General features: G+C 64.6%; 13 protein-coding genes. 5 read left to right on the forward strand and 8 right to left on the reverse strand.

Annotated elements, in window-relative coordinates:
• Positions 1–2: 2 nt before the first annotated feature.
• Complete coding sequence (locus B0919_RS23510; RefSeq protein ID WP_078014759.1) at positions 3–2108, forward strand: glycoside hydrolase family 97 protein; 2106 nt, start codon at positions 3–5, stop codon at positions 2106–2108.
• A gap of 188 nt (positions 2109–2296) precedes the next feature.
• Here B0919_RS23510 and B0919_RS23515 read toward each other — a convergent pair whose 3' ends face one another.
• Positions 2297–3070, reverse strand: coding sequence for a DUF2911 domain-containing protein (locus B0919_RS23515; RefSeq protein WP_176133197.1), 774 nt, complete (start codon positions 3068–3070; stop codon positions 2297–2299).
• 355 nt (positions 3071–3425) lie between these two features.
• On the opposite strand from B0919_RS23515, the gene B0919_RS23520 reads away from it, so the two are divergent.
• The 3 genes from B0919_RS23520 to lysA all read left to right on the forward strand — a co-directional run bounded on the left by B0919_RS23520 (position 3426) and on the right by lysA (position 7257).
• A complete protein-coding gene (locus B0919_RS23520; RefSeq protein ID WP_139362352.1) occupies positions 3426–4244 on the forward strand; it encodes a hypothetical protein in 819 nt (272 codons plus the stop codon).
• A 402-nt stretch (positions 4245–4646) separates the two neighbouring features.
• On the forward strand, positions 4647–5984 hold the full coding sequence (locus B0919_RS23525; protein WP_078014762.1) for an aspartate kinase: 1338 nt from the start codon (positions 4647–4649) through the stop codon (positions 5982–5984).
• A 130-nt stretch (positions 5985–6114) separates the two neighbouring features.
• Positions 6115–7257 (forward strand): diaminopimelate decarboxylase, encoded by a 1143-nt coding sequence (lysA, locus tag B0919_RS23530; RefSeq protein WP_078014787.1) that lies wholly within the window; start codon positions 6115–6117, stop codon positions 7255–7257.
• Between the two features lie 289 nt (positions 7258–7546).
• On the opposite strand, the gene B0919_RS23535 is transcribed toward lysA, so the two are convergent.
• Positions 7547–9217, reverse strand: a complete 1671-nt coding sequence (locus tag B0919_RS23535; protein WP_078014763.1) for a glycosyltransferase family 39 protein — start codon at positions 9215–9217, stop codon at positions 7547–7549.
• Between the two features lie 134 nt (positions 9218–9351).
• Here B0919_RS23535 and B0919_RS23540 point away from each other — a divergent pair, with 134 nt between their 5' ends.
• A complete protein-coding gene (locus B0919_RS23540) occupies positions 9352–10080 on the forward strand; it encodes a hypothetical protein (protein WP_139362353.1) in 729 nt (242 codons plus the stop codon).
• Here B0919_RS23540 and B0919_RS23545 read toward each other — a convergent pair.
• The 6 genes from B0919_RS23545 to B0919_RS24955 form a co-directional block, all read right to left on the reverse strand.
• Complete coding sequence (locus tag B0919_RS23545; RefSeq protein ID WP_078014765.1) at positions 10077–10307, reverse strand: DUF2905 domain-containing protein; 231 nt, start codon at positions 10305–10307, stop codon at positions 10077–10079. The two genes, B0919_RS23540 and B0919_RS23545, sit on opposite strands and share 4 nt — an antisense overlap.
• A gap of 90 nt (positions 10308–10397) precedes the next feature.
• A complete protein-coding gene (locus B0919_RS23550) occupies positions 10398–11507 on the reverse strand; it encodes a transglutaminase domain-containing protein (RefSeq protein WP_078014766.1) in 1110 nt (369 codons plus the stop codon).
• A gap of 132 nt (positions 11508–11639) precedes the next feature.
• Complete coding sequence (locus B0919_RS23555; RefSeq protein ID WP_078014767.1) at positions 11640–11966, reverse strand: hypothetical protein; 327 nt, start codon at positions 11964–11966, stop codon at positions 11640–11642.
• Between the two features lie 16 nt (positions 11967–11982).
• Positions 11983–13413, reverse strand: coding sequence for a hypothetical protein (locus B0919_RS23560; protein ID WP_254846658.1), 1431 nt, complete (start codon positions 13411–13413; stop codon positions 11983–11985).
• 4 nt (positions 13414–13417) lie between these two features.
• On the reverse strand, positions 13418–13984 hold the full coding sequence (gene msrB, locus B0919_RS23565; RefSeq protein WP_078014768.1) for a peptide-methionine (R)-S-oxide reductase MsrB: 567 nt from the start codon (positions 13982–13984) through the stop codon (positions 13418–13420).
• 20 nt (positions 13985–14004) lie between these two features.
• Positions 14005–14460, reverse strand: a complete 456-nt coding sequence (locus B0919_RS24955; RefSeq protein WP_139362354.1) for a hypothetical protein — start codon at positions 14458–14460, stop codon at positions 14005–14007.
• Positions 14461–14467 lie beyond the last annotated feature (7 nt).

The raw sequence follows: 14467 nt of genomic DNA on the forward strand, positions 1-14467 counted from the left end.
ACATGAAAAATATTGCGCAAGTATTCCTCGCCTCCTGCCTTGCGCTGCCGGCCTGGAGCCAGAGCCTGCACTCCCCTGCCAACAAGCTGGCGCTGCGCTTCAGCCTCAGCCCGGCCGGCGAGCCAACCTACCAGCTCAGCTTCGGTTCGCGCACCGTGCTCAAGCCCAGCCGGCTGGGCGTGCTGGTGCAGGATCAGGCCGGGTTTGCGCAGGGCCTGACGGTGGTGCGCATGGATTCGGCGCAGCACGACGAGACGTGGCAGCCGGTGTGGGGCGAGGTCAAAAGCATCCGCAACCGCTACAAGGAGCTGCTCGTGACGCTGCAGCAGCCGGGCCCGGAGCAGCGGCAGGTGCAGGTGCGCTTCCGCCTCTACGACGACGGCCTGGGCTTCCGCTACGAGTGGCCCCGCCAGCCCAACCTGCAGTACTTCACCGTGATGGGCGAACGGACTGAGTTCAACCTGCCGGCCGACCACAAGGCCTTCTGGATACCCGGCGACTACGATTCCAACGAGTACGCCTACACCACTTCGCGCCTGAGTCAGGTCAACAGCGGCGGCATCACGCCCATTCAGCTGAAGTCGGACCCGAAGCGGGTGCAGACGCCGCTGATGCTCAAATCGGACGACGGACTGTACGTGAACATTCACGAGGCGGCCCTGGTGAACTACCCGGCCATGATGCTGGACGTGAGCCCGCGGGGTTTCGGCCTGACGGCGCACCTGGTACCCGCGGCCACCGGCGCGGCGGCTTACCTGCAGGCGCCCGAGCACACGCCCTGGCGCACCATCGTGGTGAGCGACAAGGCGCCCGAGGTGCTGGCCTCCAAGCTGATTCTGAACCTGAACGAGCCGACCAAGCTCACGGACACGGGCTGGATCAAGCCGCAGAAGTTCGTGGGCGTGTGGTGGGAAATGCACGTCAACCGCTCCTCCTGGAACTACTCCGATGCCTCCAACCTCAAGCTGGCCGACACCGATTGGCAGGCCCTGAAACCCAACGGCCACCACGGCGCCAACACGCAGAACGTGAAGCGCTACATCGACTTTGCTGCCCGGCACGGCATCGGGGGCGTGCTGGTGGAGGGCTGGAACGTGGGCTGGGAAGACTGGGCCGGCAACTGGAAGGAGGAAGTATTCGACTTCGTGACGCCTTACCCCGACTTCAGCGTGCCGGAACTCCAGCAGTACGCCCAGCAGAAGGGCGTCAGGCTCATTATGCACCACGAAACCTCCGGCTCGGTCACCAACTATGAGCGGCGCCAGGACCGCGCCCTCACCTTCATGCAGGAGCACGGCTACGACGCGGTGAAAACCGGCTACGTGGGCCGCATCATCCCCCGCGGGGAGCACCACGACGGCCAGTGGATGGTGAACCACTACAACCGCACCGCCGCCAACATGGCCCAGCGGCGCATTATGGTGGACATGCACGAGTCGGTGCGGCCGACGGGGCTGCACCGCACTTATCCCAACTGGCTGGCCTCGGAAGCAGCCCGCGGCAACGAGTTCAACGCCTGGAGCGAAGGCAACGCGCCCGAGCACGAAACCATCCTGCCCTTCACCCGCCTCATGGGCGGCCCCATGGACTACACGCCCGGCATCTTTCAGATCAAGCTGGAAAGCTGGAACCCGGCCCGCAACCAAGGCAAGCAGGTACATACCACGCTGGCGAAACAGCTGGCCCTGTACGTGACCCTGTACTCGCCGCTGCAGATGGCTGCTGACCTGCCCGAAGCCTACGAAAAGCATCCCGACGCTTTCCAGTTCATCAAGGATGTGGCCGTGGACTGGGACGATACGCGCATCCTCGCCGCCGAGCCCGGCGACTACCTCGTGACGGCCCGCCAGGCCAAGGGCAAGAACGAGTGGTACCTCGGCGCCATCACCGACGAAAACGCGCGCCAGCAGACGGTGAAGCTGGACTTTCTGCCCGCCGGCCAGAAGTACCAGGCCACCATTTACGCCGACGGCAAGGGCGCTTCATGGGATAAAAACCCACAGGCCTACCAGATCCGGAAGCAGACGGTGGACAGCAAATCGACGCTGAAGCTGCAGCTGGCCCCGGGCGGCGGCGCGGCCGTGAGCTTCAAGCCTGTGAACCGTTAAGTACCCCCGTGAGCCCCGTGGCACCCTTGCCCGACAATCATAGACTCGAAACCATCCGCACCGTTGTCGCGCAGCTCAACGCCGGTTACTCGCTACGCGACTAGGCCAGCAGTGATGGTAGCAGCGAAAACAACCGCGCCCGGGACCGTTTGGCCCCGGGCGCGGTTGCGTTTGGCTCAGACGATGGGTTAGCGCTTCTTCCCGACTTCCTTGAGCAACTGCTCGTTCAGGCGGGTGTACTCGTCCTTGGTACGCTCGTTTTGCTCGTTTTTCACCAGCGCCAACGACTGCCGCGCGGCTTCGGCAGCTTCGTCTTTGCGGTTGGCCTTCTGCAGCATCTTGCCTTTCCAGTAGTAGGTGTAGTAGCTGGGCTGCTGCTTGATAACCTCGTCGAGCCAGGCTACGGCCTGGTTGATGTCCTTGTCGGTGCTGTAGTAATACTGCGCGGCGGCGAAGTAGGGCTTGCGGTCCGTCTTCATGGCCTCCTGGATCTGGGCCATGATGCGGGCGTCGGGGTCGGCCACGATGGGCACGCTTACCCGGGTTTTGTCCCAGCGAATGGTGAGGTCGGCGGCCTCGGGCTGCAGGTTCTCCAGTACCATCGAAAACGACTCCATGGCCGTGTTGGAGGTGCGGGGCTTGGCCGTCACGCGCACTTGGTCCAGTTCGGGACGGTAGTCGTAGGCCCCCCACTGCGAGGTATCCTTGTTCAGGATAATGGTCCACTCCTTCGGATCAGGAATGGTAAACAGGGCGTAGGTACCGGCCGGCACCACCTGCCCGCCAAACTTCACTTCTTCGCCAAACTTGATGCGCGTGGAAGAGTTGGCCCCGGTGCGCCACACTTCGCCGTAAGGCACCAGCTTGCCGAACACGTCGCGGCCGCGCTTGGAAGGGCGCGCGTACACCATCTCGATGTAGGACGTGGAAAAGTCCTCCCGCGTGTGCACGGTCGGGCTCATGGCTGGTAAGCGAAGTTGCTGCGCCTGCAACGGCGCCGTGGCCAAGCTACACAGACAGCCGGCCAGACAGAGGGTCAAAATACTTTTCATGCACGGAGAGGTGTGGGAGATGAGCAACTCGTAGCAAACATCGGCCCAGCTGGCCCTCCGAACGGCCTTTTTCCGAACGTTTGTTCGTAAAAAACTTCCTCTGCCCGTGGCGGGGCTCCGTTCGGCCAAAGCCAGTGAGTACAACGCGGTTTGGCCCAGCCTATTGCCTGGGCCGGCACAAAACTAGCCCGCCGCACCCGAAGCCCGGTCGCGCTGGTTGGGGCGGCGGCTTGGCGGCGTGCCGTTCGGCGCCGTATCTTGTTGTATGCGTGCTGGCTTACCCTTGCTGACTTTTTTGCTTGCCCATTACTTTTTGGGGCGGCGGCCGGCACCTGCCCACCCTGCGGCGGCCACGCCTACCGAGCTGGTCATCGTGGGCACGGTGCACCGGCCCACGCGCCTGTTCAACCCCGATTCGGTGATGCGTATTCTGGAGCGCGTGCGGCCCGACCTGATTCTGGTGGAGCTGGACAGCACCTTTTTCACACCCGCCTTCGAGCTAAAAATGCCGGGCCGCGAAAACGAAGACCTCGGCGTGGCGCGCTACCGGCGCCTGCACCCCGCGGTGCCCATGCGCCCCTTTGACTACGAGGGCCGCAACGAGTTTACGCGCCAGCACGAGCTGCTCACGCGCCCCGGCGAGGTGCTGGCCCTGCTCGACGGGCTGTACCAGAACCGCCTGCTCACCCCCGCTCAAGGCCAGGTGCTCGACCGTTACTACGCTCTGACGGACTCGCTGAACCGCTACGCCCGGCAGCGCCCCTATGTCATCAATCAGCCCGCGGTGTACGCGCTGGCAGCCCGGCGCCAGCAGTACCAGTACCAGAAGCTGAACGAGGTGGTAGCCGCCCGCCGCGAAATGGCCGATTACCGCGCGTTCTGCCGGCTCAACGCTGACTTCTGGGACCAGCGCAACCAGGCCATGGCCCGCCACATCCGCCACTACACCCGCCAGCACCGGGCGCGGCGCATCGTGGTGCTGGTGGGCCACGCGCACAAGTACTACCTGCTGCGCGAGCTGACGCCCCACGCCGCGGCGGAGGGATTTCGCCTGCGCGAGTATTACGAGTATGTTCAGCGCTGAGCCATTCCGGCCCGGCTATTGGCAGAAAATTGTCGGTGCACTTGCTAGAAATTGCACCATTATGTTCGTACTTGCGGCCGCAAAGCCGGCAGGCCCCTTTTCTGCTGCCGGGTTTGTACTTCGATGATGTTGGCTACGGCTTGCCTGTTTTGCGCTTTCACGGCTTCGGCCGCCACGTCCGTTTCGGCGGCGAAGGCAGCCGTGTGTCTGGGCAGCAAGAAACGCAAGGGCGCTAAACGGGTAAAACATACCCGCCGCTGACCGTCGCCTGCTCGTTGCTCGTCTTTTCGACTCTGAAAGTAACCCGCGCCGGTCCTTGTGAACCGGCGCTTTTTTTATGCGTTTTACCAAGCAACCGGCCCCGTTCGGTTGCGTTTTTGACCTCACACTTTCGCTGATTCCATGAAAGTTCTCAAGTTCGGCGGTACGTCCGTCGGGACGGCCGAGCGGATGCGGGCCGTAGCCGGGCTGATCCAAGCCCCCACCGGGCAGCGCATCGTGGTGCTCTCGGCCATGTCGGGCACCACCAACGCGCTGGTCAACATCGCCAAGCTGCTTTACGAAGGCGACACCCGGGCCGGCACGCTTCAGATCGAGGTGCTGCGCCAGCACTACCACATCGTGACCAAGGAGCTGCTGCCCGATGAGGATACGGTCGCCGAAGGCCTGAAGCTGGTGGACGAGTCGTTCAAGAGCATCTTCAACCTCACGCGCCAACCCCTCGGAGCGGCCGGAGAAAAGGTGATTCTGGCCCAGGGCGAGCTGCTGAGCACCCGGCTGTTTCACCTCTACCTGACGCGGGTGCGCGGCGAGCGGGCCGTGCTGCTGCCGGCGCTGGAGTTCATGCGCCTCGACCAGAACGAGGAGCCCGACGCGGCTTACATCCGGGAGCATCTGGCCGCGCAGCTGGATCAGTACCCGGAGGAGCAGCTCTTTATCACGCAGGGCTACATCTGCCGCAACGTGCAGGGCCACATCGACAACCTCAAGCGCGGCGGCTCCGACTACTCCGCTTCGCTGATCGGGGCGGCGGCCGGGGCCGAGGAAATTCAGATCTGGACCGACATCGACGGGCTGCACAACAACGATCCGCGCGTGGTGGAGGACACCTACCCCATCCGCGAGCTGTCGTTCGACGAGGCGGCCGAGCTGGCCTACTTCGGCGCCAAGATTCTGCACCCGAGTTCGGTGCTGCCGGCGCGGGAGCACGGCATTCCGGTGCGCCTGCTCAATACGATGCAGCCCGAAGCACCCGGCACCCTGATTTCGGCTCATACCGGCGAGGAGGCCATCAAGGCCGTAGCCGCCAAGGACGGGCTGACGGCCATCCGCATCAAGAGCAGCCGCATGCTGCTGGCGTACGGCTTTCTGCGCAGCATCTTCGACGTGTTCGAGAAGTTTCGCACGCCCATCGACATGATTACGACCTCGGAAGTGGCCGTGTCGCTGACCATCGACGACGCCTCGCGCCTGCCCGAAATCCTGGAGGAGCTGCGCAGCTTCGGCACCGTGGAAGTAGACCACGACCTGACCATCATCTGCCTGGTGGGCAACCTGGTACAGGAGCAGCACGGGGCCGCCGGCCAGGTGTTCGACACGCTCCGCAACGTGCCGCTGCGCATGATCAGCTACGGCGGCTCGCCCAACAACATCAGCATCCTTATCAACACCGCCGACAAGCGGCGCACCCTACTGGCCCTGAACGAAGGGCTGTTTCGCCGCGCCACGGCTGCCCTGTAGCCCATCCGTTTCCTGCGCGTGCCCCGGCTGACGTAGCAGCGGCGGTCCTCCGACGACCGGTGCCGCCGCTGCCGTTCACCGATACGCGCACAGGAAACGGGTGCTCCGCTGCGCCTACTTCCTCCTCACCATGCCTTTGCAACTTCCGGCCGACCTTTCGACCCGGCCCACGCCCTTTTACCTCTACGACCTCGGCCTGCTCGGCCGCACGCTGACGGCTGCCGCCGAGGCCGCTCGTCAGCACGACATTCAGGTGCATTACGCCCTGAAAGCCAACTCCAACGCGCCCATTCTGGAACTGGTGCAGCAGCACGGCTTCGGCGCCGACTGCGTCAGCGGCAACGAGGTGCAGTGCGCCCTCGACGCGGGCTTTGCGCCCGACCACGTGGTGTTTGCCGGTGTGGGCAAGTCCGACGCGGAAATCAACCGCGCCCTAGCCGCCGACATCTGGTGCTTCAACGTGGAATCGGCGCCCGAGCTGGCCATCATCGATGAGCTGGCCGGGGCGCAGGGCCGCCGGGCCCGCGTGGCCCTGCGCCTGAACCCCAACGTGGACGCGCGCACCCACCACTACATCACCACCGGCCTGGAAGCCAACAAGTTTGGCATCAACATGACCGACTTGCCGCAGGTGCTAGAGCTGCTGCAAGGCCTGCGGAACGTGGAGCTGGTGGGCTTGCACGTGCACATCGGCTCGCAGATTACCGACTTGTCGGTGTTCGAAACGCTGGCTGGGCGCGTCAACGAGCTGCAGCAGTGGTTTGAGCACCGCGGCATCCAGCTACCACACCTGAACGTGGGCGGCGGCCTGGGCGTGGACTACCACCAGCCCGACGGCCATCTGGTACCTGACTTCGCCAGCTACTTCGGCATTTTTGGCCGCTTGTTGCAGCGCCGGCCGGGCCAGCAGGTGCACGTGGAGCTGGGCCGCGCCCTGGTGGCGCAGTGCGGTACCCTGGTGAGCCGGGTGCTGTACGTGAAGGAAAGCCAGCAGACAAGCTTTGCCATTCTGGACGCAGGCATGACGGAGCTGATTCGCCCGGCCCTGTACCAGAGTTACCACCGCATCGAGAACCTGACCAGCCGGGCACCGGAGCGTACGTACGACGTGGTAGGCCCCATCTGCGAGTCTTCCGACACCTTCGGGCGCAAAGTAAGCCTGCCCGAAACGCGCCGCGGCGACGTGGTGGTACTGCGCACCGCGGGTGCCTACGGGGAGGTAATGTCGTCGCGGTATAACCTGCGCGACAAGGCCGAGGCTGTGTACGTATAGCGGCCGCGCCGGCCGTCATTGCGAGGACGCAGGACAAAGCAACCGTCGGAAGGCGTAGCCAGTTCTTCCTCTAGTAGCGCCGCCAACATAATCCCTACTACCCGAAAACAGCCCCGCCCGAAACCAGAATTGATGGTTTTGGGCGGGGCTGTTCTATGCCGGTTTCAGGCTGCTGCCAGTGGTGGCATCGTGCCGCGAGAGGAAAGATTGGCTGCGCCTTCCTACGGTTGCCGTGCTTCGCTCGCAATAACAACGGAGTGAGCCGTCTGCGCTGTAATCAAGCAGCTCGTTACCGGCTATAGTAAATGCGCCACGGACCGATGTGCTCGTGCTCCGTCAGGCCCTGCACCAACGCCTGGCGGCCGGCGGGCAGGTCGCCTTTGACCAACACCACCGGGCGCTGGCGCAGCAGCGGGCCCAGCGCGGTAGTGTCGGCCGGGTCGCGCAGGTTGATGAGGTTTTGGTGCCAGTTGTCGCCCACTTCAAACTGCGTTTCGCGCTGCAGGGCGCTGTTGCCATCATACAGTGAGACGGGTAGGCGGTGCTGCTCGAAGGCCAGGGAGGGTAGCAGCTCGTTGTAGACCAGCACGGGGCGGTCGGCCAGGTGCAGCTCCCGGAGTCGCTCGGCCACCGGGCGGCTGCCGTTGGCGCGGGCTTCGATCTGGCCAAGGATGGGCTTGGCGGCGGCCAACAGGCCCACGGTGAACAGCACCGCCATGACCAGCAGGCGCGGTGCAATGCGCACTTCCTCCCAGAACATGTGCGTGAAGAGCAGCAGCAGCACGCCCGCTGCCGGCCACAAGGCCGTAGCCGGGTTGATGTTCAGGTTGAACTGGGGGCCCAGCAGCGGCAGCAGGCACAACCCGCCCAGCAGGAGCCCGAACAACGCCATGAAGCCTACGTACCAGCGCAGCAGCACGGCATCGGTGCGGCGGCCGAGCAGCTCCACGGTGAGCAGGGCCATGCCGGGGAAGATGGGCAGCACGTAGAGCAGCAGCTTGGATTTGGACAAGGAGAAGAACAACAGCGGCACCAGTACCCACCAGAGCAGCACCTGCTGCCAGCGCCGCCCCAGGCCACGCCAACCGTTGCGCACCAGCTCGGTGAGCAGCGTGGCCGACCACGGCAGAGACCCTACTGGAGCCAGCACTACGTAGAACCACCACGGCTTGGCGCGGTTGAAAGTGGCCGCATCGGCGAAGCGCTGCACCGTCTGCTTAAACAGGAAATAACTGATGAAGTCCCGGTTTTCGAGCACCAGGCCGATGTACCAGCTCAGGCCCACCACGGCAAACAGCACGCCGGCCAGCAGGTGATGCGCGCTCCAGGGGCGTCGCGGCGTATCCTTGGTGAAGTGCAGGCTGATGACGGCCATCAGCGGCAGCACCGCCGCCACCGGTCCTTTGGTGAGAAAACCCAGCCCCAGCATCAGCCAGGCCAGGTACAGCCAGCCAATGCCGCTGCGCCGGGACGGCGTGGCGTGGTAGCGCAAAAAGGCGTAGGCCGAGAGCAACTCCAGCGTGGCCAGGTAAGCGTCGGTGGTGACGTTGAGGGCCGAAATGAGGATGACGGGCATGGTGGCGTACACCACGGCAGCGGCCAGGGCGCGGCGCCGGTCGCCGGCAAACAGCAGCCGCCCCAGCCCGTACACCAGCGCCACCTGCAGCAGCACGGCCAGCACCGGCAGCACCCGCACGGCCCCGGCCGAGCCTCCGAACAGGCCCAGGCTGGCTGCCGTGAGCCAGTACGTCACCGGGGGCTTGTGGAAGTGCTGAATGCCGAGCAGGCGCGGGTGCAGCCAGTCGCCGCCGGTCAGCATTTCGCGGCCGATTTCGGCGTAGCGGGCTTCGCTGCTCTCCAGCACGCCCCAGGCGTTCAGGTTCAGGAAAAACGCCCCGCCCAGCACTGCCAGCAACAACCACAACCACAGGCGCGACGACATCGGGGGCAAAGCAGGCATAAGCGAGCAAGTAGGAAAGATGCGGCAAAAGTACGCCAAAACCCGCCTCCCTGCGCAGCTACGGCCACCCGTCCCACGCGGCACCGCGCGTCAGCTACGCGCCCCAACTCGCCGGGCGCCGTAGCTTCGCGGCCATGAAGCGAAGAACCTTGTGCACCGGCCTTCTGCTTCTAACTCTGGCCTTGGCAGCGCACGCGCAATCCGGGCCGGCGGTGCAGCACCTCGTGCTCGGCCAGGCGCACCTGCTGACGGGCCGCACGCCCAATGCGGCGCTCGGACCGGAAACCTACCGCATGGCTGGGGGTACCGTGGCCTACCGCAACCGCCGCCGCGAAGCCGATGCCGACTACAATACCGACGTCACCGTGGGCCTGCGGGCCGGGGCGGGCCACGCCCGGCGCACCGCCGCCAACAACGGCATCCAGCAACGGCCGCTGTGGGGCCTGAACGCCTTTGCCGCCGCCGATGGCCGGTATTTCGGGGCTTCGTTGGGCGGGTGGCTGGGCCGCCTGGGCTACTTCCGCGGCGGTGAAAGCCGCCTTGCCCATGCCCTGCCGCAGGTGCGGGCCCGCGGTGGCCGCCTCGATGGCCCGCATGCCCAGCTCGACTACGCCGACGAATTCAACGGCTTTGGCAACCCGCCCCTGCGCCTGGCCGCCGGCCTGGGCTTTCCCACGGTGCCGGTGCTGCTGCGGGCCGGCGCGGCCATTCCCACACTGGCCGCCGAAGGCAGCGAGGTACAGCTATTTGCCCAGGTGCAAGCCCGCCTGGGCCGCGCGCTGCAGGTGCAGGCTTATTGGCAGCCGCGCTTTCACGCCACCGCTCCTACGCAGCTGGCTTTCGGGCTCGGCTACGTGCCCTAGCCGCCCAGCCGCCGGATCAGCCAGAGCACGGTGCTGAGCAACAGGCTCACGAGCAGCATGGACGCCAGCGGCGCGTAGAAGCGGAAGCCCGGCCGCTCCACCCGGATGTCGCCGGGTAGGCGGCCAAACCAGCTCAGCAGGCTGCCGCCGCCCAGCCACAGGAAGGCGCCGAACACGGCCAGCCCTAGACCGAGCATGACGAGGAGTTTACCGAGTTGAGGGGACATGGCGGGCAAAAAATACACCCGTTCGATACGCAATGCGCTCCGAACGGGTGCATGGCAGTGGCCGCGGGCCAGTTTTTTTAAGGACGCGGCTTACTCCGGCTTGGCGTAGAAAGCTGCCAATGAGCGTGTATACACGCAGTAGTTGATGGGGTACCGCACCTGAAACACCGTAGGCTCCTTGGCGCCCGCGGGGACCAGCATCAGGCTGCTCTTGCCATTTACGTTGCCGCGCTCCAGCCCGAGCCCCTCGCGGTTGTCGAACTTCACGTCGAGGTAGTACAGGTAGGGCGCTATCCAGGTTACGTAGCCCATCTTGCTCGTGCCCGACAAACTGCGGATTTCCAGGTCTTTGCAATTGCGGGCAATGGCCTGCTGAAACTCCACGGCGTTCAGCGGCTTGCCGCGCAGCACGGGCATCACGTCCCACTGCCCGTCGAGCAGCACCCACTTCTGCTGATCGGGCAGCCAGGTTTCCAGCAGCACGTGGCCGGCACCGCTGTCGGTGGTTTCCACGTCCTTGGTTTTCAGTCCGAGCACCCGCGACTTCAGCCCGTAGGCATTCAGGCAGGACGTGGCCACGATGCCGTATTCCACGCAGCGAAACTGCTTGCCCTGCTTCACTTCTTCCAGAATGGACAGCGCGTCGTTTTTGGTGGGCTCGTTGCTGCCGTTGTGGTTCCACTGCTGATGCACCCAGTGCAGCAAGCGCAGGGCGCGCTCGGTGTCGTTTTTAGCGCCCTGCACCACGGCGTCCAGGTGGTATTGCTGGCGCAGCTGCGCGAGGTAAGCATTGTCGCGGCCAGCCTCGTACCGAAAGGCGAAGGGCGCAGCCGGACGCGCGCCGTCGAAGCGCAGGGGCTCGGCGGCAAAGGCGGTGGTGCGCAGCTCCGTGAGGGCGTAGCGGCCGTCGTCGAGGTGCACGTAGAAGCGCTGCATCTCGCCAGGCCTGAGGGTGTAGCGGATGGAATCCTGATCGGTGCGGAACACTACGGCTTCCTTGGCCGCGTGCAAAGGCAACGTCAGCACATCAGGGCTGGCTTCCGGAGCAATGCGCCAGTTGCCGCGTACCCATTCGCGCCCGAGGCGGTAATCGGCCTGGGCCGCGTGCGCCTTGATGACGGGCAGGCCCTGGTAAGTGGAAGATTGGGCAAAGGCAGTAGTGCCTGACAGCAGCAGACCGGCCAGCAGCAAAGTTTTCATAGCGGTTGAGAGAACCAAGGGTGTACTCGCCTAGATGTTCCCTGGCCGATGGCCGTTGCCTGCCTGAGCGCTTTTCAGCTGCTTTTTCTGCGCGCAGCCGTCAAACCAACACGGTACCAGTCCCCAACGCTTTTAGCCCACGAAGGACAAATACACTGACGTTACGGCCACCACCACGGCAGTGTAGGCCCCCAGCGCCCACCATTCCGCACGCCGGCTGAAGTCATAGGGGTAGCGCTGCCGGATGCGCTGCTGCACCCACACAGAGGCCATGAACCCGATGAACACCACGGCCAACGCTACCTGACTGGGCAACACCTGCCGAAACATCAGCAGCAGCGCCAGCAGCGGCACTAGGCCCACGAGGTAGCCCAGCAGCCGCGCCCGAAACAGCGCGCTGGTCGGTGGAGGGGGCGGCAAGGGTTGCGGTTTGGCTTTGGACTTGGGTTTGGAAGGCATGCTTGAAAGGAAAAAGCTAGGCGCGGACAATGGCCAGCGCAATATCGGCAACCACGGGCGGAAGCGCGAGGCACAGCTCCCCGGCCGAAACGGCGGCGGTCAGCTGCCCAAGGGGCCGCCCCGCCTGCGTGTCCCACAGCGTGATGTGGTAGGCCCCAGCTGCCAGGCCGGGTACCATCAGCTGCACGGGCAGCGGCTTGGCGGTTTTGAGCACCAGCCGCTGCCGGTCGCGCCGGTCCTGACGCAGCAGCCACACCACGGCCTGCCGCTCGTCGCCGCAGGCAAAGGCCGCGAAGGCCGGCGTCGACAGCTGCACCTGGGTATCGAGGTTGCGGCGGCGAAAGCGCGGCCAGTTGATGAGCTGGCAGAAGTCGGCCAGGCTGCGCTGGGCGGCTCGCATGCCGGGCGTGAGCTGGTGCGGGTGGCGGTAGGGCCAGCGCAATCCGCCCCCGGCTCCGCCCGCCGCCAGGTGCGCCCACTGCATATGCCGGAAGTACTCATCGTCGAACGGTTCGGGCAGGGTGCGGCGCCGGAAGGCGGCAATGGGGCCGTGTTCGGTATCGAAAAACGGGCGGGCGGGCGACAGGTGAGCCAGGGCTTCGCGCACCAGCTCGGCCGTGCGGCGGGCCGGGGCCACGGTGTTGCGCGGCCGGTCGATGGTGGCCTTGTCGTAGAAGTGGGTGGTGGCGAAATCGAGCTGCGGGTGACGGAAAATTACCTCTGCCAGCTCCGGGTGCTCGGCCAGCGTGGGCCCAAACACCGACACGGTCTGCAAGTGGCTACGGCCGTGAAAGCGCAGCTCCTCGGCTTGCAGGTGCCGTCCCACGTCATCGATAAACTCGGCGAAGTGGGCAGTGCTGCGGCCGGCGTGCAGCGGGTGAATTTCATTCCACAAGTCCCAGCCAAACAGCGCCCCGCTCCCGCCCCACCGCTCGGCCGCGAAGCTCAGGCGGCTTTTGATGGCCTGCCGGGTAGCCGGGCAGCGCAGCCATTGCGTGCGCCGGGCGCAGGGGCCGCCCTGTAGCTGATTGTAAGGATGATGTCCCCAGCGCCGCCACATCCAGAACGTGTCGTAGGGCGTGAGCAGCAGGCGCAGACCGTGCTTTTCGCAGAGCCCGAATAGGTCGTCCCAGAACTGCACCATATTGGGCTGAAAGCGCCCGACGGGCCGCTCCAGGTAGCGGTTCTCCGTCTGGCAGTACTCCAGCATCAGGCGCAGCACCGTTACGCCGTGCGCCGCCAGCCAGACCAGATGTCCTTCAACAGCCGCCACGTTCTGGCGCCGAAACAGACCTGCCAGTTCGGGCCAGGTCACGGCGTCGTTCTGACCGATGGGCGTCCACGGCCGGCCGTCGTCGGTGATGAAGTAGGGCGCGGCAGGCGCTACCTGAATCCAGGGCAGCGGCGCGGCGCAAGTGCCAGATAAGGGCTGAACTACAGCAGGCAAGGGTTTAGCGAATCCCGAAGGCTGCCGGGCTGCTGGGCACGAAGTCCAGCACCAGCGAGTTCATGCAGTAGCGCTTGTAGGTAGGCGGCGGACCGTCGTTGAAGATGTGGCCCAGGTGCGCGTCGCAGCGCCCGCAGAGCACTTCGATGCGCTCCATGCCGTGGGTGTGGTCTTCTTGATAGCGTACGGCTTTGGCGCGCAGCGGCTCGAAAAAGCTGGGCCAGCCGCACTCACTGGCAAACTTGGCGTCGGAGCGAAACAGGCCGTTGCCGCAGGCGGCGCAGTAGTAAGTGCCGCGGCCGGTGGCGTTCCAGTACTTGCCCGTAAAGGCGCGCTCGGTGCCCTTGCCGCGGGCTATCTGGTACACCTCCGGCGTCAATACTTTCTGCCACTGCGCATCCGAGACGCGCAGGCGGGTGGTGTCGGTACGGGAGTAGTACGGGTTGGTAGGCTTGGCCGTCGCAGCCGTTTTGGAGGCCGACGTGCTGGTTTTGGAGCGGGTGGTTTGTGCCAGCGAGACAGTTGTCCAGGTCAGCAAGGCAACCAGCAGGCTGGTTAGTCGGAAGTACATGCGTTGGAAAGAAAGGTTGTTTACCATACGCCGCCGCTGGGGCGGTTGGTTCTTGGGCGGCGTAAAGAATTAGACGGATCTACTGTCTGGTTACAACCCACCTTGAAGAATGTTGCGGCCCGTTTCGTCCTCTGGCAGAAATGAAGCATAGCGGTTGGCTTTGCCCAGCTGAATCCAGAGTCTACCACACTGCTCACACTGATACACATGGCGGAAACATCCACGTAATAACGGCTGATTAAATCAGCAATCAGACTTTCATCCGTCAAGTCAGTAGGATACCCTTCGCTGAAGTTCTGACGAATCCAATCGGTTCTACGACCTTCCTGCGTAGCCTTCACCAACCCGGCCAGCGCGTTCGGCAGAATCTCATACAAGAACTCCTGATGCTGATCCGGCAGCAAATTGGCTTTGTAGCTCAGGTCATCCGTCTGGTCAACGATGACGTGGCCACAGTTACAGAGCAGCTTACCCATTAGCTCA

This window comes from Hymenobacter sp. CRA2 (assembly GCF_002007105.1).
GTDB lineage: Bacteria > Bacteroidota > Bacteroidia > Cytophagales > Hymenobacteraceae > Solirubrum.

Excerpts from the sequence above, each read along its gene's own strand:
- B0919_RS23510 (WP_078014759.1), top strand. The coding sequence starts at position 3 with ATGAAAAATATTGCGCAAGTATTCCTCGCCTCCTGCCTTGCGCTGCCG.
- B0919_RS23515 (WP_176133197.1), bottom strand. The coding sequence starts at position 3,070 with ATGAGCCCGACCGTGCACACGCGGGAGGACTTTTCCACGTCCTACATC.
- B0919_RS23520 (WP_139362352.1), top strand. The coding sequence starts at position 3,426 with ATGCGTGCTGGCTTACCCTTGCTGACTTTTTTGCTTGCCCATTACTTT.
- B0919_RS23525 (WP_078014762.1), top strand. The coding sequence starts at position 4,647 with ATGAAAGTTCTCAAGTTCGGCGGTACGTCCGTCGGGACGGCCGAGCGG.
- lysA (WP_078014787.1), top strand. The coding sequence starts at position 6,115 with ATGCCTTTGCAACTTCCGGCCGACCTTTCGACCCGGCCCACGCCCTTT.
- B0919_RS23535 (WP_078014763.1), bottom strand. The coding sequence starts at position 9,217 with ATGCCTGCTTTGCCCCCGATGTCGTCGCGCCTGTGGTTGTGGTTGTTG.
- B0919_RS23540 (WP_139362353.1), top strand. The coding sequence starts at position 9,352 with ATGAAGCGAAGAACCTTGTGCACCGGCCTTCTGCTTCTAACTCTGGCC.
- B0919_RS23545 (WP_078014765.1), bottom strand. The coding sequence starts at position 10,307 with ATGTCCCCTCAACTCGGTAAACTCCTCGTCATGCTCGGTCTAGGGCTG.
- B0919_RS23550 (WP_078014766.1), bottom strand. The coding sequence starts at position 11,507 with ATGAAAACTTTGCTGCTGGCCGGTCTGCTGCTGTCAGGCACTACTGCC.
- B0919_RS23555 (WP_078014767.1), bottom strand. The coding sequence starts at position 11,966 with ATGCCTTCCAAACCCAAGTCCAAAGCCAAACCGCAACCCTTGCCGCCC.
- msrB (WP_078014768.1), bottom strand. The coding sequence starts at position 13,984 with ATGTACTTCCGACTAACCAGCCTGCTGGTTGCCTTGCTGACCTGGACA.
- B0919_RS24955 (WP_139362354.1), bottom strand. The coding sequence starts at position 14,460 with ATGGGTAAGCTGCTCTGTAACTGTGGCCACGTCATCGTTGACCAGACG.